The sequence below is a fragment of the Acinetobacter sp. 102 genome (assembly GCF_037028485.1).
In the GTDB taxonomy this organism is placed as follows: Bacteria; Pseudomonadota; Gammaproteobacteria; order Pseudomonadales; family Moraxellaceae; genus Acinetobacter; species Acinetobacter higginsii.
On sequence record NZ_JAZEZK010000002.1, the window covers coordinates 135301 to 154048 of the forward strand.

Annotated in this window: 15 protein-coding genes and 6 tRNA genes; 15 read left to right on the forward strand and 6 right to left on the reverse strand. The window is 41.3% G+C overall.

All coding sequences use genetic code 11. From position 1 onward, the window contains the following. Positions 1-25: 25 nt before the first annotated feature. Positions 26-391, forward strand: a complete 366-nt coding sequence (locus WA352_RS02865) for a YbaN family protein (RefSeq protein ID WP_336141217.1) — start codon at positions 26-28, stop codon at positions 389-391. 187 nt (positions 392-578) lie between these two features. Here the strand turns inward: WA352_RS02865 and WA352_RS21810 are convergent, their stop codons facing one another. Continuing rightward, positions 579-692, reverse strand: coding sequence for a hypothetical protein (locus WA352_RS21810; protein ID WP_442892216.1), 114 nt, complete (start codon positions 690-692; stop codon positions 579-581). A 14-nt stretch (positions 693-706) separates the two neighbouring features. On the opposite strand from WA352_RS21810, the gene elsL reads away from it, so the two are divergent. From elsL to WA352_RS02905, 8 genes are all read left to right on the forward strand, one after another. Further along, positions 707-1216 (forward strand): cell wall-recycling L,D-carboxypeptidase ElsL, encoded by a 510-nt coding sequence (elsL, locus tag WA352_RS02870; RefSeq protein ID WP_004802943.1) that lies wholly within the window; start codon positions 707-709, stop codon positions 1214-1216. 163 nt (positions 1217-1379) lie between these two features. Then, positions 1380-1455: transfer RNA gene (locus tag WA352_RS02875), tRNA-Val, on the forward strand. Between the two features lie 23 nt (positions 1456-1478). Next, positions 1479-1555 (forward strand) — tRNA-Asp (locus WA352_RS02880). 43 nt (positions 1556-1598) lie between these two features. Next, a tRNA-Asp gene (locus WA352_RS02885) sits at positions 1599-1675 on the forward strand. Between the two features lie 93 nt (positions 1676-1768). Further along, a tRNA-Val gene (locus tag WA352_RS02890) sits at positions 1769-1844 on the forward strand. A 39-nt stretch (positions 1845-1883) separates the two neighbouring features. After that, positions 1884-1960 (forward strand) — tRNA-Asp (locus WA352_RS02895). 139 nt (positions 1961-2099) lie between these two features. Further along, a tRNA-Val gene (locus WA352_RS02900) sits at positions 2100-2175 on the forward strand. An 89-nt stretch (positions 2176-2264) separates the two neighbouring features. Further along, complete coding sequence (locus WA352_RS02905) at positions 2265-2747, forward strand: DUF2750 domain-containing protein (protein ID WP_004802944.1); 483 nt, start codon at positions 2265-2267, stop codon at positions 2745-2747. Between the two features lie 20 nt (positions 2748-2767). On the opposite strand, the gene WA352_RS02910 is transcribed toward WA352_RS02905, so the two are convergent. The 4 genes from WA352_RS02910 to yccS form a co-directional block, all read right to left on the reverse strand. Next, a complete protein-coding gene (locus WA352_RS02910) occupies positions 2768-3553 on the reverse strand; it encodes a YdcF family protein (protein WP_336141218.1) in 786 nt (261 codons plus the stop codon). A 121-nt stretch (positions 3554-3674) separates the two neighbouring features. Beyond that, positions 3675-6209, reverse strand: a complete 2535-nt coding sequence (locus WA352_RS02915; protein ID WP_336141219.1) for a sulfite reductase flavoprotein subunit alpha — start codon at positions 6207-6209, stop codon at positions 3675-3677. A 161-nt stretch (positions 6210-6370) separates the two neighbouring features. Then, entirely contained in the window at positions 6371-6952 is a 582-nt protein-coding gene (locus WA352_RS02920) for a YcxB family protein (protein ID WP_004802952.1), read from the reverse strand. 106 nt (positions 6953-7058) lie between these two features. Beyond that, on the reverse strand, positions 7059-9233 hold the full coding sequence (gene yccS, locus WA352_RS02925) for a YccS family putative transporter (RefSeq protein ID WP_005206055.1): 2175 nt from the start codon (positions 9231-9233) through the stop codon (positions 7059-7061). 107 nt (positions 9234-9340) lie between these two features. On the opposite strand from yccS, the gene WA352_RS02930 reads away from it, so the two are divergent. Then, the gene (locus WA352_RS02930; RefSeq protein WP_336141222.1) at positions 9341-10555 is read left to right on the forward strand and encodes a multidrug effflux MFS transporter; all 1215 of its coding nucleotides are present in this window, start codon (positions 9341-9343) and stop codon (positions 10553-10555) included. 20 nt (positions 10556-10575) lie between these two features. On the opposite strand, the gene WA352_RS02935 is transcribed toward WA352_RS02930, so the two are convergent. Continuing rightward, entirely contained in the window at positions 10576-11280 is a 705-nt protein-coding gene (locus WA352_RS02935; protein WP_004802957.1) for a nitroreductase, read from the reverse strand. Positions 11281-11703: 423 nt separating this feature from the next. Between WA352_RS02935 and WA352_RS02940 the strand changes: the two genes are divergently transcribed. The 5 genes from WA352_RS02940 to sbmA all read left to right on the forward strand — a co-directional run bounded on the left by WA352_RS02940 (position 11704) and on the right by sbmA (position 18613). Next, on the forward strand, positions 11704-13053 hold the full coding sequence (locus WA352_RS02940; protein WP_004802959.1) for a DcaP family trimeric outer membrane transporter: 1350 nt from the start codon (positions 11704-11706) through the stop codon (positions 13051-13053). A 189-nt stretch (positions 13054-13242) separates the two neighbouring features. Then, positions 13243-14478, forward strand: coding sequence for a sodium/glutamate symporter (gltS, locus tag WA352_RS02945; protein ID WP_004802961.1), 1236 nt, complete (start codon positions 13243-13245; stop codon positions 14476-14478). Between the two features lie 94 nt (positions 14479-14572). After that, positions 14573-16054 (forward strand): alanine/glycine:cation symporter family protein, encoded by a 1482-nt coding sequence (locus WA352_RS02950; protein WP_004802963.1) that lies wholly within the window; start codon positions 14573-14575, stop codon positions 16052-16054. A gap of 157 nt (positions 16055-16211) precedes the next feature. After that, positions 16212-17192, forward strand: coding sequence for a patatin-like phospholipase family protein (locus tag WA352_RS02955; protein WP_336141228.1), 981 nt, complete (start codon positions 16212-16214; stop codon positions 17190-17192). A 227-nt stretch (positions 17193-17419) separates the two neighbouring features. Continuing rightward, positions 17420-18613, forward strand: a complete 1194-nt coding sequence (gene sbmA / locus WA352_RS02960; protein WP_336141230.1) for a peptide antibiotic transporter SbmA — start codon at positions 17420-17422, stop codon at positions 18611-18613. Positions 18614-18748: the final 135 nt, after the last annotated feature.

The following is an 18748-nucleotide window of genomic DNA, read 5'->3' on the forward strand; positions in this document are numbered from 1 at the left end:
TAAATCGGTGTTGGTTAATTGCTCAATGAAAACATTATTCTGGCGTAGTTTAGTCGTGATTTTTATTACGTTAGGAATTATTGGGGCAATTCTACCGGGGATGCCAACCACGGTCTTTCTGATTTTAGCAGCGTGGGCTGCTTCAAAAGGCTGGCCTGAAATGGATGCATGGTTATTGAATCATCCGAAGTATGGACCAACCTTACGGAACTGGCGTGAGCATGGTACAGTCCCGCGTAAGGCAAAATGGATTGCCAGTATCATGATGCTGATCAGTGGTATTTTGATGCTATTTACCAATGCGCCATTTTGGGTAAAAGTTTTTACCGATGTCACTATGTTTATCGTGGCTGTGTGGCTGTGGTTACGCCCCGAGCCTGAGCAATGTTAAGAAAAGCAACGCTCTTGCGGAATATATTCCTCATGCGCAAGATGAGCACTATGTTCGAGTGAAAGCGTTAAGCAAAGCAACGCTCTTACGAAATGTATTTATCGCACGTAAGACCTTGTGCCAAATATGGTTCATATGCTGCGAGTGGCAAGGATAAATAAACTTAAAGCACTGCTTTTAGCTTATCTCAAAGATAAATCATGCTGTTTTGTTTTATATTTAAACCCAATGAACAATTAAAACTACTGAAAAGTACAAGAAAAAGCCGATCGTCTATGTTGAAATAAAGATGTTCTATCAGTTATCGAGATAAAAATGAGCTACACCTTAGATCAGGCAGACATTGTCATTGACTTGGCACAACAGACCTTAAGTTTGCCAAAACATAATAAATTTTATGTGATCTCTTCTGGTAAGAACGGCATTGGTGAGCAAGAAAATAGTGGCAAGACGCCAAGAGGTTGGCATCAGGTTGCACAAAAAATTGGTGGTGATGCACCTAAAAATGCCGTCTTTATTGCACGCCAACCCACGGGTGAAGTGTATGACCAGCAATTAGCGCAACAATTTCCACAACGAGATTGGATATTGTCGCGTATTTTATGGTTGGATGGTTTAGAGGAAGGCTTTAACCATGGGGAAGGGCACGATACGTTTAAGCGTTATATCTATATTCATGGTACTCCTGATACAGAACCGATGGGCATTCCAATGTCACATGGTTGCATTCGTATGAAGAATGATGAAATTCTTGAACTGTTTGAACTCGTTTCTGAGCAAGCTGTGGTTTATATTTCTGAACAAGCCTTAGAAAATAAAGCGTGAAAATGCAAATAAGTGCTTAAATAAAATACGAAAATATCATTTTTTTGATGGAATGACTTATTTTTTAATCATTCGTACGGTTTTTTCGGAAAAGAGTGGCAAAAGCGTTTGACAGGCTGTAAAGATTCTCTATAATGCACCTCACAAACGATGAAGACGTTAAGGGCGCTTAGCTCAGTTGGTAGAGCGTCTGCCTTACAAGCAGAATGTCGGCGGTTCGATCCCGTCAGCGCCCACCAAGCCTTTACGTTAAAACTCAAGTGCAGCGGTAGTTCAGTTGGTTAGAATATCGGCCTGTCACGCCGAGGGTCGCGGGTTCGAGCCCCGTCCGCTGCGCCACTTAAGTTTTAATAATTGTTTGTCATGATTGCAAAATTATCGTGCAGCGGTAGTTCAGTTGGTTAGAATATCGGCCTGTCACGCCGAGGGTCGCGGGTTCGAGCCCCGTCCGCTGCGCCACTTAAATTTGCAAGAATGAACACCTTGGGATACAAGATGATAATTTTTATCTTGCGTCATAAAGATTGATAGTTAATCAGTTTTTATTCCTTAGGGCGCTTAGCTCAGTTGGTAGAGCGTCTGCCTTACAAGCAGAATGTCGGCGGTTCGATCCCGTCAGCGCCCACCATAATTTGTGACATTTACTTCTCAATAGAAGTAATACAGTGCAGCGGTAGTTCAGTTGGTTAGAATATCGGCCTGTCACGCCGAGGGTCGCGGGTTCGAGCCCCGTCCGCTGCGCCATTCTCTTGATATCAATTTAAGAGAGTGTTAGTTTTAACAAGTATCTTTATACTTGATCTCTGATTCGAGATGCCATTAGAAAAATCAAGGATTTTTCTCTTGCGCTCAGACAAAGCTTCGCTTTGTTTATCCTCGCTCAGGGCGCTTAGCTCAGTTGGTAGAGCGTCTGCCTTACAAGCAGAATGTCGGCGGTTCGATCCCGTCAGCGCCCACCATATATCTTCCTTAAATCTCATATCATTGTAATCCATACAAAGTTATTCTATGATTAGCGTCAATAATGATTCTAATATTGAAGTACTTTATGAGAAACCCTTATCAACGCAAGGCTGCGTCGAAATCTCAAACTACACCTTCTGGTTCTTCACTCAAAGACGCTTACCGTCAGTTCATTCAAAATATTGTTATGCAACGTCATGTGATTGCACTGTATCACGATGGTTGGGCCTTATGCTCAACACCATCTGGACAGCATGCTTTATCCGTGTGGCAGAATAAAAGTTTGGCAAAACTGCTAATTAAAGACAATTGGGCGCAATACGAAATTCAGGAAGTACCATTACTGGCTTTTATTGAAAAATTAATTCCATTTTTAAAAGAAAATAATACGATCTTATCTCTAGACTTAACCCCAGAGGGAAACAATTTACTGGTTTCCCCTGATTCTTTATTATTGGATATTAAGAATTTTTTATACCAAATATATTTACAACGTCCAGATGTCTTTGCTGAGTTAAAACTCCCTTTACCACGTGATATTCGTTTGCATAACTCAGCTTCATCCTAATTGAGAGGGTAATCTCTCAATCAATACTCATTTAAAATCCAGCCACTCGCATAGGCAAAGTATTCTCTTAACCATGCGTTATAACGTGTTGCCAAAGGTGTGGTTGCACCAAGCATGGTGATATTGCTGTAGCCTTGTTTCTTGGCAATGGCAGCGGCACGTAAGGTATGGAAGTCACTGGTCACGATTGCAATTGGCTGCTGAATATTGATGTGTTGTGCCTGCAATAAGGTTTGACTATTTTTGAGATTTAACTCAGTACTGGTGCTTTTATCTTCCAAAATGATTTGTGATGCAGGAAGGTGATAGTGTTGTTGTACATAACGTGACATCACCACGGCTTCGCTATCAGTTTCACCAAAATCAATACCACCTGTCATGACTAATTTTGCTTGAGGCTGAGCTAAAGCAATTGGGGCGGCACGGTCTAAACGTTTTGCGAGTGTTGCAGATGGTTGTCCTTTCTCTACACCACTACCTAGTACGATAATCGCTTTAACCGCAGGGATATGTTGAGTTTTATCATTGTTATCGGACAGATAATCAAAGAAATAGCCTAAGCTAACTAACCAAATCCAGAAACAGAGCCAGCCAAAGCGCCAGATTGAATGCAAGCGGAAATGATAGAAAAAGAAACGTTCAATATGATAATAGAAATAAGCATAGAGACAGAAAAATAGTCCAAGTAGCAGCGGCAGTACGGTTCCGATATGAATCTTTTTAAAAGCGATCAGAATTGCGCCATCTAAGAACAGAACTGAACCGATAAGGGCTAAAATAATACGAACCCATGAACTTATTTGCATAATCTTAATTGTGTCGATTTGAACCGTGCTAAGTGTATGCAAAATTCAGAGAAAGGCAAATCCTCTTATTGTCTTATAAAAAAACGAGTGGCTAGCACTCGTTTTTTTTTATAGAGAAGAATTAATAAACGTCTCGGCGATAACGACCAGCTTGTCTTAACTCATCCAGTTTTTCTTCGCTAAGAATTTCCATCAATGCCTGATCGACACCAGAAGCCATACCTTCAATGCTACCACAGACATAAATCACAGCACCTTGCTCAACCCATTTGATCAGTTCATCTGCATTGTTGCGCAATACGTCCTGAACATAGATGCGCTGTTCTTGATCTCGCGAAAAAGCCAAATCCAGGCGCTGTAGTGTTCCCATGTTTAACCAGGCTTGAATGGTTTCTTGATAGAAGAAATCATGTTCGCGTTGACGTTCACCAAAGATCAGCCAGTTGGCAGTGTAATTTTGGCGATTACGTTGCTGTAACAAGCTCATGAGACCTGCGATACCAGTACCATTACCAATACAGATAATTGGGCGGTTGTCATCAATTAAATGGAATGATTCATTGGTTCGAATACGCAGGGCGATGTTTTGTTTGGGTTGCGCAAATTCGGTTAACCAGCCAGAACCAAGACCGAGTTGATCATTTTCATCACGTTTTTGGCGAACCACCAGTCTTAGTACTTGTTGAGAGGGAATACTCGCAATCGAATATTCACGTGCGGGTAGGGTGGGCAACTGTTTCAGTAAATCTTCAAGCGTACTAAAAGGCTGGATTTCAACCCGCAGATTTCTATCCCACAGCGCTTGTTCAATATTTTGCTTCAATGATTTAACGATACTATGTGCTGGGGTTTGATACTTGATCAAGAAATTCTGAATATCGGTCAAACTGTTGGCAGGTTGAATTTCTGCAATATCACCCGCATGCCAGGTCATGTCAGATGCTGAGGTCAGCTCGATATTATAAGCTGCCTGCCCTAAGCTATCTGGATTAAGTAGGGTGCGTTCGCTTAGCGTCCATTGATCAAATACTTTCTCAATATTCATCGCATGTAGCTCATGCTGGGTTACCGCAGACAAGCCCTGATTCCAACGCTGAATATCAGTGGCATTGGCATTATCCACTTCGATCAAGTCGAATAATGGTTGAGCATGGCATTGCTTTAACCATGCATCTACCGCATAGCCGAAGCTACAATAACTATCAAGATATTCTTTTGAACCCAGTGCCAGTACAGCATATTGCATTTGGCTAAGATCAAGCTTTTGTTGCATCAGTTTCTTGCTGAAACTTGCGGCCAGATCAGGTGCCTCACCTGTACCATAGGTACTGACTACGAATAAAACCTGTGGTGCTTGTAATAGATCTTGCTCAGTCAGTTGCTGAATTGGTTTAACCGTGGTGGGCTGTTGTGCTTCTTGTAAGCTGGTCGCTGTACGCCAAGCCAATTGTTCAGCCACACCAGTTTGCGTTGCATAAGTAATCAGCCAAGGCTTAGCATTTGGATCAATCTGCTGTGCGCCGAGTGACTGACGTGCCGCTTGAGTTAATTTCTTCTGTTTACGACGTTTTAGATAGAGCATCCAACCCGTTACAAAGAACAGTGGCATTGCTAATGAAGCCAACATGGCAATAAATTGATAGGTTGAACCAAAGAAGCTACCGCGATGTACTGGCAGCATGCTGCTCATGATTTTTTCATTGAGCTTTTTATCTTCATAGAGTTCGAATTTTTCGAATTTATTGTTTTGATAGTTATAAACCGCTTGGTTGCGTGCACGCTCATGTTGTGGAATAGCATCGACAAATGAAAGTTCAACCTTGGCATCATCACGTTTAGGAATATTTAAGGTGAGGCTAGAATATTCACGGCCAATCTGTGCATTTACGCCTGTCCATGTTTGCGTCAGAATGGTGTTAATCTGCGTTTTTTCTAGCTCTGGTTGTTTATCTTTACCACGTTCATTTTGTTGATTACGTTGTGGTTGTTCAACTCCCATGACTTTGAACATGCCAGCACGCCACCAGTCATAAGACCAATATAAACCTGTACATGCAAATAGTAGGTAGAACACAACTACCCAGGTTCCCACCACTGCATGTAGATCCCAAATAAAATTACGACCTTTTAGTTTCGGTTTAATAAACAACCATTGTTTAAAACTATGTTTCTTTGGAAAGCGCAGATAGATGCCACTCAATACAAAGAAAATGAGCATCAGGGTCGATGCCCCAGTAATCTGTGCGCCAAATTCACCAGCAGTTAAATTACGGTGTAAACGCTGAATAAATTGCAGCGTATCACGCCCTTTAACTTCAGGTAATACTGCCGCTGTATAGGGGTTGACCATCATATTATAGCCACGACGCGCACCTTCTTTTTTAATATTGACGGTTGACGATTCGGTGGGATCGGCGGCAATGGTAATGCTGTTAATTTCAATTTCGGGTTGTTGTTGATTGAAATGTTGATACAGTTGGGCAGGGGTGAGTTTCGGTGTTTGGGCAACCTCAACGACATAGCTGTCTTGGTTGATCCATTTTAGAATCTGTGGTTCGTATGAATAGATTGCACCTGTTACTCCCATCAAAGAGAGAATAAGCCCCGCGGTAATCCCTAAAAACCAATGGATTTGGAAGAAAACTTTTTTAAACATGGTCAAAGAATGGAAAGATAATGGAATTCATGTAAAAAATTATAACCCAAGAATAAGAACATAATATGGATTTTGCAGGTAATATTGATTTTGATTCTCATTTATTTAATGGGCATTAAAAAACCTCTCATGTCGAGAGGTCTTTTATAGTGATTAATCTATTAGATTGATTTAGGTGCACCAACCGTTTCATTGAGGTGTCTGCGTACGGTATTGAACGAGAAATTTTTCGAGTCCATACGCTTTGGTAAAATATAGGCACCTTGTTGTTCTTCACCTTTTGTTTTTACCTTGAAGTTCACCAAAATAAAGTCAGGTGAACTATACCATTCGTAAATGTCTTTCCAACCAATGGTTGCAGTACCTTCTTGCAGACCCATTTTTTGGCGCATCACGATACCGTGTGGTTGTACGCCTAAACGTAGACCTTTAATTTCCTGTACAGGGAATTCAGTCATCTTGCGTTTAACGTACCACTCCAGACCAAAACGTTTGATCAAATAGAATAGCACCACACTCACAATCACGACCCAACAAATCACGGTTGAGTAGGTTGAATAATATTTAATAAGTCCTGCAGCAACCAATGAGAGCACAACCAGTGCAATCATAATCATCCATGCTTTGCGGCTGAATTTGTTGGTACTACGCCAAATCATCAGTTGAGCTTGACGTTGTTCAGCTTCAGAAACTTCGTAAGGAACAGGTTGTAGCGTATAAGCGTATAGCGTTTTGGCGGTCATAGTATAAAAAATGAGTATATAACTGGGTTTAGTTTAACATCTATTGGCATGCAAAGATATTATGCCAATGGCGAATCATGGGCGGCTATTGCAATCACAACAGCCATTAAAGTGAAGCAAATTCGGTACCATCTTCATTCGGTTCATGGCTCAGACTCTGTTTCAGCATACTTAAGCGTGTCAACACACTGAGCATGAGTGAAAGCTGCTGCAAAATGATCAGCGATTTTGGATCATTATCTTCATTGCGGCTGAGACGGTCACGAATGGTTTGCATCAGATTTTGTGCTGATAAATCAGGAACTTCATCTCTGAGTAGTGCACCTTGAATGTCATCCAAAGCCTGATCGAGTAAGCCCAATACTTCCTGATCTTGGATTTGTTCTCGATGCGCACCTAAAGCTGCGATGTAGCTCAAAAAAGTATGGCTCAGGCATAAAAACTCAAACGCTAAACTTTTTTGATTCACATCAATATTCGGTTCAGTTGCAATGGTTGAAATCAGGGAAGCCACTTCAGCATCGGTATTGTGTGCGGCACGTCGAACGACGCGATAATTCAACGCATTATTACGACCTTGATGATACTGCTCTACCACCTCGGCAAGATATTTACATTGCGCCTGTAGAGAACGTTGAATCGAACGCGGCAGTCTACGGAATTTCCAGTCTGGCCAAATGAAACTGACACCAAACCATGCCAAGGCACAGCCAATGACAGTATCAATAAAACGGGGTAGACCCGCTGCGAATGCAGAGCCATCCAGATTAAAGTTGATTAACGCAAGGATGGTAATGAATGCAGTGGCTTGCGCATATTGCTTACTACGCAGCTCCAGAAACAGCACACCGCTCAGAATCAACATCACCAATTGACCTTCGATTGAAGGAATAAAATAGATGATGGCAAGTCCAACGATAATACCGACCAATGTTCCGACGATACGTAAATATAAACGTCGTTTAGTGGCATTGAAGTTGGGTTGGCATACAAATAATGCGGTGAGCAGAATCCAGTAACCATATGCAATATTAGTAAGCTGAATAAATAGATAGCCAATAAACAATACGATCGACAAACGTACCGCATGACGGAACAATACCGACTCAGGTGTGAGATGTTGTTTCACTCGTACCATGATGTCATTCCAGCCTTTTAGATCATCATCTTTTAACTGGCTTTCGGTATGCTGTGCATTGATCTTTTGCAGGTTTCGTTCTGTTTCTAGGTTTTGTAATTGTGCATCAATCGATTTGAGGTTTTGATAAAGTGCAAATAAGGCATTAATTCTGACTTGATCATAGTGTCCATCTTTGCGCAGTTTCTCTAATGATAGACGCAAGTTCTCAAAACTATGCTTAAAGCGCTTGTTATGCACATAACGGGTACGACTTAAAATAGATTGAGCCAAATCCTGACAGGCTTTGCCTTGAATAGATAAAATCCTTTGGAAGCGAAATAAAATGTCACTATGTTGAAACACTTTGGCCAGTTTTTGATAGTCGATATGTGCTGAATCGGCGCGCTCATGAATATCTTGAGCGACAAAATAGTATTGCAGACTGCGTCGAGTTCCCTTTTGTCCACGGTCACCTTTTAATCGTGTCAACAGCGACATCCGCATATCGTTAAAGATCGCTACTAATTTGCCATTTTCCATGGCGATATCAATCATGCTTTGTTGATAGCTAGAGGGGGTCATATCCACATCAAATAAGTTTGATTTTGCGAATAAGAAACTTCCTAAGGCAGTATAGGACGCAGCCAGTTGATCTTGAACTTTACGTACGGGGAACAATAGAAAGCTGATGGTTGACAGTAAACCATACCAAGCCGCACCGACAACAAGCAGAGCAGGTTGCAGATACCATTGTTCAAATAAATGTACGCCCAACATGGAATAGACCGAAATGACCAGACAACCATAGGCAATAGTCGCATAGCGACGACCTAAAGAACCCAATAAGATCCAGCCGATACAAGAGGCGATTAATCCAATTGCAAAGGCGATCGGATAGGGGAATAACAGTTGAACCGAAGCCGCTGTAATGAAGAACCCGATATAGGTATAAATCAGGTTCATGATGCGCACAGAAAAGCGGTCATCAATATCACTAATGGCCGCGGCAACGACACCGAGTGTTAAGGGAATCGTTGCCAATTGATAATCTAAAAGATAGGGAACAAAAGCAGTCCCCGTAAAGGCGATTAACATACGCACGTTATACATAAACGTGGTGTTATAGGTTGCTTGTCTTAAACGTCCGAACCAAGGATTCAAAGTTTGTCCTTTTTGTATTCTGCAATCAATTTTCTGATTCTTATTATGCACAAATATGTTGAGGATGCTAAGCTTAGAATGGTGATTAACATGAAAAGTAGAGCATTATGCAGGCAGAGCAAACCAATCAGCGTCAATATTCAACAGCATGGATTTTGTTGCTTGCTTTGTTAACCGCATTAGGGCCGTTGTCGATCGATATGTATTTACCCGCTTTGCCGCAAATGGCAGATGAGTTTGGGGTCAGTACACAAATGGTGGCCAATACCTTACCTGCTTATTTCTTGGGACTGGCGATTGGACAGTTGATTTATGGACCTGTCAGTGACCGTATTGGACGTAAAAAGCCATTATATTTTGGCTTGGGGCTTTATGCGATTGCCAGTTTAGCCTGTGTCTTTGCAAGCAATGAGTGGGCTTTGATTGCAGCTCGTATCTTTCAAGCTTTAGGTGGCTGTGTCGGTGTGGTCATGGCGCGAGCAACCATTCGTGATCGTCTGGATATGCACGGTTCTGCACAAGCCTTTTCCAGCATGATGATTGTGATGGGGCTGGCACCGATTCTGGCGCCAATCTTTGGTGCATGGATTCTTAATTTCTTTCCATGGCAAGCGATTTTTATCACTTTATCGATGATTGGGGTGATGTGCTGGCTCTGTGTACATTTCTTCTTTAAAGAGTCACTGCCTGTTGAACGCCGTTTAAAATTATCGGCTTATCAAGTGACTACACTCTATGCTGCTATTCTCAAAGATGAGAGCTTTAGAGTACCAATGTTTGCGGGCTGCTTAACTGGCGCAGCTTTATTCTGTTATATCAGCTCTGCTTCCGAAGTATTTATGGGGCAATATGGATTGTCTCAGCAACATTTTTCATATGCATTTGCGTTGAATGCAGCAGGGATTATGTTGATGTCCTCGCTGAATAAACATCTGAATACCCGAATGGGAATTTTCCAACGCCTGCGTTTGGGTGGTCTAATCCAATGTTTTGGGGCATTGATTGTGCTGACTGCTGGATTGATGGCGGATGCACCGCTATTACTGCTAATGTCAGGCTTATTCTTGGTGGTATCAGGAATTGGTTTAACAGGGCCGAATGCCATGGCTTTGGCGATGTCTCAGCAAGGGGCACGTGCAGGTACGGCGAGTGCCATTATGGGCAGTATGCAATTTGCTTGTGGTCTGTTGGCTGGGATTATCTTGAACTTCTTGGTGTGGAAGGCATCTTTGAACATGGGCATCATGATGCTGTTATTTACCAGTGCGGGATTGTTCGCCATTTTAAAAGTAGGAAAACAGCAAAGCAGTCTCTCAGCTTAGAGACTGCTTTATTTACAAGTCTAGTCTAAAAACACCGTAAAGTTTTCAACGGGCTCGCGTGGTGTAATAAAGGTATTCACAATATGGTCTGGGTCGGCATGACCTAAAGCCACCGCACAAACCAGTTCTTCATCTTCTGGCGCACCCAGAATATCGAGTACGATTGGGTGAAAATGATTCCATGCTGCTTGCGGGCAAGTATCTAAGCCACGCGCTTTAGCAGCCACCATGACATTTTGAATCATCATGGCAATATCCATTTTGGAGCCGATACCCATGACTTTATTCACGGTAAAATATAAAGCAACGGGGGCATCGAACAATTGAAAGTTACGCAATTGTTGTGCTGCCATTTTTTCTTTTTCGCCCTTTTGAATGCCCAGCAAACCATACAGACCCCAACCATTGGCACGACGACGATCAATGAACGGTGAAATCCAAGTTGCAGGATAATAGGCAAAAGTCTCTTGATATTGTGCTGCAAGTTCAGGTTTTTGTAGCAGTTCAATTTGGGCAGTGCAAACACGATCAATCATCTCTGCACGTTTTTGCCCTGTCACCACATAGACTTTCCAAGGCTGAACATTGGTGCCAGAAGGCGCACGACTTGCTACCGCTAAAATATCTTTGATGGTTTGTGTTTCGACAGGGGTATCTAAAAATGCACGGACTGAATGACGAGACGTAATCGCTTCATCTACATAGCGGACTTGTTCCGTGTTCATAAAAAACTCCTCATCATTTTGATCTTTTAATGTGTGCTGACTATAAATCAATAAATGGTTTTTGCAGATAGTTTTTCACATACAACTTTAGCGGTGTGTAAAAAATAACCATAAAAAGAAAGCTTTATGATATGTTGTAGTATGTTTTATATGTTTTGTTTGGTTTGTGTGAAAAAGAAAACTATTAGTAACATAATGAAATCGAAAAACTATTTTTTTATTCACGCGAAAATGATGAGAACTCCTTAAATAAAAAGTACACACAATATTCGAAATTTATGCATAATACGCCCTTTTTAAAAAACTGATTGGGCTTTCCTTACTGATAAGGTGAGGGGAATTTTCTATTCTAGGCATAGCAAATTTATCCAATTTTATGCCGCTAGAAAATGTTGAAATATACACAGATACAAGGAGCTTCTCATGAGTGTATCTCTCATCCGTAAGCCGTTCGTACTACAAGGTTTAGCAATCACTGTTGCTGCCTTAATGATGAACAACGCACACGCTGCTAGTGAGCAAGAACAGATTCAACAACTTCGTGATGAAGTGAAGGAATTAAAAGCTTTATTACAGCAATATGTTCCCCAAGCAAAACAAAAAAATGACCTTGCTCCTGTACAGGAACATTCTAATTTTAAAGAAACACACCCAGATCACCCTGCAAATGTAGCTGTAGCACCCGCTGTTCCTAAAAAGTCGCAATTGGTGTTTAACACTGCTTCTGGTGCAGAAGTTAAATTACACGGTTTCTTACGTGGTGATGCTTCTTATCAATCTAAAGGTGGTGACGGGATCTTTAACCGCATCAATAAGGTTGATTTAGAAGGCGCTGAAAAGAACAGTGATCGCTTCTACAGCACTGCAACGGTTACCCGTTTGGGGCTTGATTTTAAAGCACCAGTCGAAGGCGCTGAAGTGGGTGGTAAGTTAGAAGTCGATTTCCGTGGTGGTAGTAGCAATGACACCATTCGTATTCGCCATGCTTATTTAACAATGAATGACTGGCTATTTGGTCAAACCACCTCAACTTTCTTGGCAACTGACTTACAGCCAGAAATGCTTGATTTTAACTCGCCTTTGGGAATCGGGACTTACCGTACGCCAATGGTCCGTTATAGTGGTGCATTTAATCCAACGACACATTATTTTGTTGCTTTGGAAAAAGGCAATGACGATAACCGAGCACCTGCTTTAACTTCAAAATTAAAATATGATTTTGCTGAAGGCAAGGGCACAAGTTCGGCACGTGCATTGATTACTGAAGCACGCAGTCGAGCTGCTTATAATAATGACAAACAACTCAGTGCCAATGATTCAGAATTGGGCTGGGGTGTCGCGGTCGGTGCAAAATATAAGTTCACCGATGCGTTGCAGGCGATGATCGACTATTCGCATGTGAAGGGCGATAGTAAATTCTTGTTGTATACCAACAATGCTTACAACGTAAATCCAAATAACTTCGGTCTAAATTTGAATGAGTTCGATGCGCTGACGGTCGGTGCAACTTATCAAATTAATCCTAAACTGCGTAGTACTTTGGCTTATGGTGCAATGTTTGCTGATGACAGTAATGACTTTGCTAAGCAGGCTGTGATCGCAAAAGATGCTGCACAGAACAAAACTTTGCAACAAGGTTGGTGGAATATCATGTATTCGCCAGTTACACCGATTACGTTTGGTCTAGAGTATGTCTATGGTGAACGTAAGACCTTTGATGGACAAAAAGGTAAGGATAATCGTGTAGGGGCCATGGCTCGCTATAACTTCTAAGCCACCTATCCAGTAGGTGTAAATCATCCGTGAAAACTGATCAACGAAACAGGCCTTAGTTCTTGCTTAGAACTGTATGCTTTTTATTAAGTTGATTGAGTTTTCACTCATTTTGAGAGTTACTATTTTATGCGTTCCAAAGTGGTGAAAAAATCATCGGTAGAACGAATAAAATAAACGGAAGAAGATATGGAATTTACTTTTAATGGTTTCTATACCCTAATTTCGGCGGTCATCGTCTTGTTATTAGGACGTTTGCTCGTTAATAAAATTGACTTCTTAAAACGCTATAACATTCCTGAGCCTGTGGCTGGTGGTTTGGTTGCAGCGGTACTTTCACTACTTGTACACTCACTTTGGGGTTACAGTATTGTTTTTAGTAGTGAATTACAAACCAGTTTTATGTTGATCTTCTTCGCTTCGATTGGCTTAAGTGCTAACTTCATGAAGCTCAAAGAAGGCGGTATTGGTTTAGTGATCTTCTTGGTCTGTGTCGCCTCTTTTATTGTGGTACAGAACGCTGTCGGTATGAGCCTTGCAACCCTATTGGGTATTGATCCTTTGGTGGGTTTGATTGCAGGTTCAATTACATTGACAGGTGGTCACGGTACTGCTGGTGCGTGGGGTGAAATTCTTGAGACTCAGCATGGGATTCAAGGTGCGTTAGCTTTGGGTATGGCGAGTGCAACTTTCGGTCTGATTATCGGTGGTATTATCGGTGGTCCATTGGCGAAGTTGTTGATTAACCGTTATAGCCTTGCTCAAGCACAGACTCCAGCTGAAATCAAAAATCGCGATACGCATTTAGATCAACATCCAGACGAGCTGGCGCCATTTGAAAATCCACATCAGGTTCGTTTAATTACGGCTGATAATGCGATTACGACTTTGGGTATGTTTGCTGCGTGTTTGGCATTTGCAGAATTCATGACAGGTTTCAGTAAGGGCACTTGGTTCGAGTTACCAACATTCGTTTGGGCGCTTGGCGGAGGTGTGATCTTACGTAATATCTTAGAAAGCGTATTAAAAGTAGATATCTTTGACCGTGCAATTGATGTATTTGGTAATGCATCATTATCGCTTTATCTTGCAATGGCATTGCTTTCATTAAAATTATGGCAGTTGGCAGATTTGGCTGGTCCACTTGTCGTTATTTTAGGTGCGCAAACCATTACGATGGCATTATATGCTGCGTTTATTACCTTCCGCGTCATGGGTAAAAACTACGATGCAGCGGTATTGGCGGCAGGTCACTGTGGTTTTGGTATGGGGGCAACACCAACTGCAGTTGCAAACATGCAAGCGATTACCAATATGTACGGACCATCTCATAAAGCCTTCTTGATTGTTCCGCTTTGTGGTGCGTTCTTCGTTGATTTAATTAACGCAACAGTAATTCAATTAATTTTGAAATTCTTTGCCTAAGTCGGATCAAAAGCCCCAAGCGGGGCTTTTTTGATTCATCCATTGTTATCGTATATGTACGGATGTACATAAAATATTTAAAAGCGAATAAGTGATGAATGAAAAATTAAATGACACCCTGATGGCTTGGGTAAGTTTTTTCAATGATCCTTTATGGGACTTTCTCGTTGTTTTCCTGCTTGCAGTTGGTATTTTCTATACCATTGCAACGAAAGCTGTCCAAATCAGAATGTTCTTCCACAGTATCAAGGTGATGAAGAGCAGTCGCAGCAAAGGTGAAGAGAAAGATTCACATGGACTTACACCTTTTCAGGCTTTTGTAACGGGGTTAGCAAGTCGTGTTGGTGTAGGTAATATTGCGGGTGTTGCAATCGCGATCGCGATTGGTGGACCGGGTGCCGTGTTTTGGATGTGGTTTACTGCGATTCTCGGGATGAGCTCAGCATTTATCGAATCTTCACTCGCACAGTTGTTTAAAGTCAGAGACAGTAACAGTAAGCAATTCCGTGGTGGACCAGCTTATTATATTACTCAAGGCTTACGTAGCAAAACCTTTGGTGTGATCTTCGCACTTGCACTGATCTTTACCTATGGTTTTGTATTTAACTCAGTCCAAATCAATGCGATTGCTAATGCTTCTTCTCACGCTTGGGGTTGGGATAAAGCGAATCTCATCGCTCACTTAGGCGGTGTTGATTTAGAAATTTCATGGGTTGGTCTTGCGCTTGTGGTGATGGTTGCATTGGCAATTTTTGGTGGTATCAAACGTATCGCTAAATTTGCAGAAATGTTTGTCCCATTAAAAGCGGGTCTGTATTTAGCAGTGGCGATGTATATTGCAATTAGCAATTACGAACTTCTTCCAGGTATCTTCAAACTGATCTTCACTGAAGCATTCCAGTTTAATGCGGCAGCAGGAGGTTTCTTTGGTGCAATGATCTCGATGGCAATGATGCAAGGGATCAAGCGTGGTTTGTTCTCAAACGAAGCGGGTATGGGTTCTGCACCGAATGCGGCAGCAGCATCTGATGTAAAACATCCAGTGAACCAAGGTTTGGTGCAAATGCTCGGTGTATTCGTAGATACCTTTATTGTATGTACCAGTACTGCGATTATTATCTTGGTGTCGGGTGTTTACCACGATGCGGGCTTTGTTGGTGTTGAACTGACACAGCGTGCACTAGAGACACAAGTGGGTAGCTGGGGCGGTGATTTCCTTGCGATCTTGTTATTCTTATTCTGTTACTCAGCTGTTCTAGGTAACTATGCTTATGCAGAAAGTAATGTGCAGTTTATTAATAACAATCCGAAAGTAATGTTCATCTTCCGAATCTTTGTATTGGTGATGGTGTATTTCGGTGCGATCGGTAGTGTGCCACTGGTTTGGTCAATGGCTGACTTGTTCATGGGTATCATGGCAACGATTAACTTGATCGCAATCTTGCTGTTAACGCCAATGGCGCGGACTTTGTTAAAAGACTATACCTCGCAGCTTAAGAAAGGTATTAAAGAACCTGAGTTTAAGATTGATAATTATCCAGAGCTGAAGAAAAGAGTCGACTCTGATATTTGGTAATTTGATTTAACTCAAGTTGAGTCATCTTAAAAAGCTCCTTTCGAGGAGCTTTTTTTATGAAGTTTTTATGAAAAATACAAAAAATTGATACAGCATTTAGGCTTGGCAAACGCTAAAATTTAGTCAAGAAATATCGTAAATATGGCAATTGTTGCGTATGAAACAGCTTAAATTATGGATGTTGGGTCTTTCAATGGCAGTTTTGGCTGGTTGCCAAAACACATCACATTTGAAACCTGTCATTGAAGATGCCCAAGCTCAAGCTGTAAACCAACCCTTTAATGCCATAAAACAACAGCACAAACGTCCTGTGATTGCATTGGTGTTGGGCAGTGGTGGCGCGCGTGGTTATGCCCATATTGGCGTGATTGAAGTATTAGAGCAGCAAGGCATTCGTCCAGATTTTATCGTGGGCACCAGTGCTGGCAGTATTGTCGGTTCAATTTATGCTAGTGGTAAAAGTCCTGCTGAATTACGCGATATTGCCTTAAAGCTCAAAGCCAATGATGTACGCGAAGTCAATGTCAGTCTAAAGGGGTTTTTTGATGGCAAAAAAGTGGAAGACTATATCAACGAGCAAGTGCATAACCTGCCATTAGAAAAAATGAAAATCCCAATGTATGTGGTGGCGACCGAATTAAAAGACGGTACCCGAACTGTATTTAATTATGGCAATACTGGGCAGGCGGTACGCGCTTCTGCATCAATTCCAAGTATGTTTGTACCGACCAAGATTCATGATGTTGAGTATGTCGATGGTGGTTTAGTCAGCCCCGTGCCTGTACAGGTCGCACGTGAATTGGGGGCGGATGTGGTCATCGCCGTGGATATCTTGGCTCAGCCGATTCATACTGAAACCAGTAATGTCTGGGGCTTGTTCAACCAAAATATCAATATCATGCAAGGACGTTTGGCCGAAGAGGAACTTAAAGAGGCTGATATTGTAATTCAACCTGATCTGCGTGAAAAAGCGCATATCTTTGATGTCAAAGGTCGAGAGATGACTATGCAGGCAGGAGTGGATGCTGCCAATGAAAAACTCGCTGAAATTCAATGGGCAATTCAAAGCAAGAGCTTCCCAACGCAAAGCGAGCAACAGGATATTGCCTTAAAAATGAGTACCTCAGCGCCACGTTAAACCTTTATTTTATGAACCTTATAATGGACTTAAGTACTTGAGTCCATTTACTAAACTTATATTTGGGCAAAAACAAATTGTAAATCATCTACAAAAAGCTATTAAAAAGAGAAAAAAACAGGTAAATAACTACAAATCATCAAACTTTTTTATCAGACAGTTTTAAGTTTCAGGTCATAGGATGACCTAGTCAAATGAGTCGCTACCTAACAAGGATTGTTAAACAGATGTTTAAGTCTTTCTTTCCCAACCCACGTTTGTTTTTTATTTCTGTCATCGTATGGTTATCCCTCAATATGTTGCTGTGGTACACCGGTGGGCATAGTTGGGGCGAATATCTTGGTTTTGCCAAAGGTTATGCTGATGCTGAACTACCGATTGATGTAAGTCGCTTCTGGGCACCTTCGTTTCTTTGGTTTTATATTTGGTTTTTTATCGCAACAGCATTATTTGCAGTTTTTTGGCGGATATTCTCCGACAATAAATGGCAAGCCTGGTCGATTTGGGGCTCAGCTTTTATCCTATTTAATATCTGGTTTAGTGTTCAGGTTGATGTAGTTATCAATGCTTGGTATCAACCTTTTTATAATTTAATTCAGAAAATGGTATCTAGTGGAGGGGGAGAACTTAATCTACTTTATACTGAGATGCTGACTTTTATCTTTATTGCTATGGTCTATGTCACCATTGCGGTCCTGAATTTATTTTTTGTCAGTCATTATATATTCCGCTGGCGTACAGCGATGAATGAATACTATACCCAATTCTGGGATAGACTCCGTCATATTGAAGGTGCTTCACAGCGTGTACAAGAAGACACGATGCGTTTTGCAAAAACTTCAGAAAGTTTAGGAGTCAGTTTTATTGAAGCAATCATGACACTGATTGCCTTTTTGCCAATCTTGTTGCAACTCTCAGTTCATGTAAAGGTTTTACCAGTCGTTGGAGAAATTCCCCATGCGTTAATGATTGCGGCTTTAGGTTGGGCAATCTTCGGGACAGTTGTTTTGATGTTGGTTGGATATAAGCTTCCTGGTTTAGAGTTTAATAATCAAAAAGTTGAGGCTGCATATCGTAAAGAGTTAGTTTATGGAGAAGATCATGCAAATCGAGCCGATCCTTTGACTCTAAAAGAGCTTTTTAGCAAGGTTCGTTTGAATTATTTTAAACTGTACTTTCATTATACCTATTTTAATTTAGTGCGTATTTGGTACCTACAATTAGATAATTTATATGGGATTTTTATACTTGCGCCTTCAATTGCAGCGGGTGCTGTTACTTTAGGAATCATGATGCAAATTCTGAATGTATTCCAACAAGTGAGAAAGTCCTTTCAATACCTGATTACATCATGGCCAACGATTATTGAATTATTATCCATTTATAAGCGTCTTAAAGCTTTTGAAAAAACTTTGGATTAATCGTTTAGTTAGTTAATAAAACAAGCCTTGGCTCGATGCTAAGGCTTGTTTTATTGCCAAAGGTTTTAGCGAGTTTGTGGTTTTTATGTGAAAAGTGAATATATATTGCAACGAAAATGACTTTATTTGATCAAA

What these genes read in the sequence shown, in the direction of transcription:
- WA352_RS02865 (WP_336141217.1), top strand. Translation starts at nt 26, where the DNA reads ATGAAAACATTATTCTGGCGTAGTTTAGTCGTGATTTTTATTACGTTA.
- elsL (WP_004802943.1), top strand. Translation starts at nt 707, where the DNA reads ATGAGCTACACCTTAGATCAGGCAGACATTGTCATTGACTTGGCACAA.
- WA352_RS02905 (WP_004802944.1), top strand. Translation starts at nt 2,265, where the DNA reads ATGAGAAACCCTTATCAACGCAAGGCTGCGTCGAAATCTCAAACTACA.
- WA352_RS02910 (WP_336141218.1), bottom strand. Translation starts at nt 3,553, where the DNA reads ATGCAAATAAGTTCATGGGTTCGTATTATTTTAGCCCTTATCGGTTCA.
- WA352_RS02915 (WP_336141219.1), bottom strand. Translation starts at nt 6,209, where the DNA reads ATGTTTAAAAAAGTTTTCTTCCAAATCCATTGGTTTTTAGGGATTACC.
- WA352_RS02920 (WP_004802952.1), bottom strand. Translation starts at nt 6,952, where the DNA reads ATGACCGCCAAAACGCTATACGCTTATACGCTACAACCTGTTCCTTAC.
- WA352_RS02930 (WP_336141222.1), top strand. Translation starts at nt 9,341, where the DNA reads ATGCAGGCAGAGCAAACCAATCAGCGTCAATATTCAACAGCATGGATT.
- WA352_RS02935 (WP_004802957.1), bottom strand. Translation starts at nt 11,280, where the DNA reads ATGAACACGGAACAAGTCCGCTATGTAGATGAAGCGATTACGTCTCGT.
- WA352_RS02940 (WP_004802959.1), top strand. Translation starts at nt 11,704, where the DNA reads ATGAGTGTATCTCTCATCCGTAAGCCGTTCGTACTACAAGGTTTAGCA.
- gltS (WP_004802961.1), top strand. Translation starts at nt 13,243, where the DNA reads ATGGAATTTACTTTTAATGGTTTCTATACCCTAATTTCGGCGGTCATC.
- WA352_RS02950 (WP_004802963.1), top strand. Translation starts at nt 14,573, where the DNA reads ATGAATGAAAAATTAAATGACACCCTGATGGCTTGGGTAAGTTTTTTC.
- WA352_RS02955 (WP_336141228.1), top strand. Translation starts at nt 16,212, where the DNA reads ATGAAACAGCTTAAATTATGGATGTTGGGTCTTTCAATGGCAGTTTTG.
- sbmA (WP_336141230.1), top strand. Translation starts at nt 17,420, where the DNA reads ATGTTTAAGTCTTTCTTTCCCAACCCACGTTTGTTTTTTATTTCTGTC.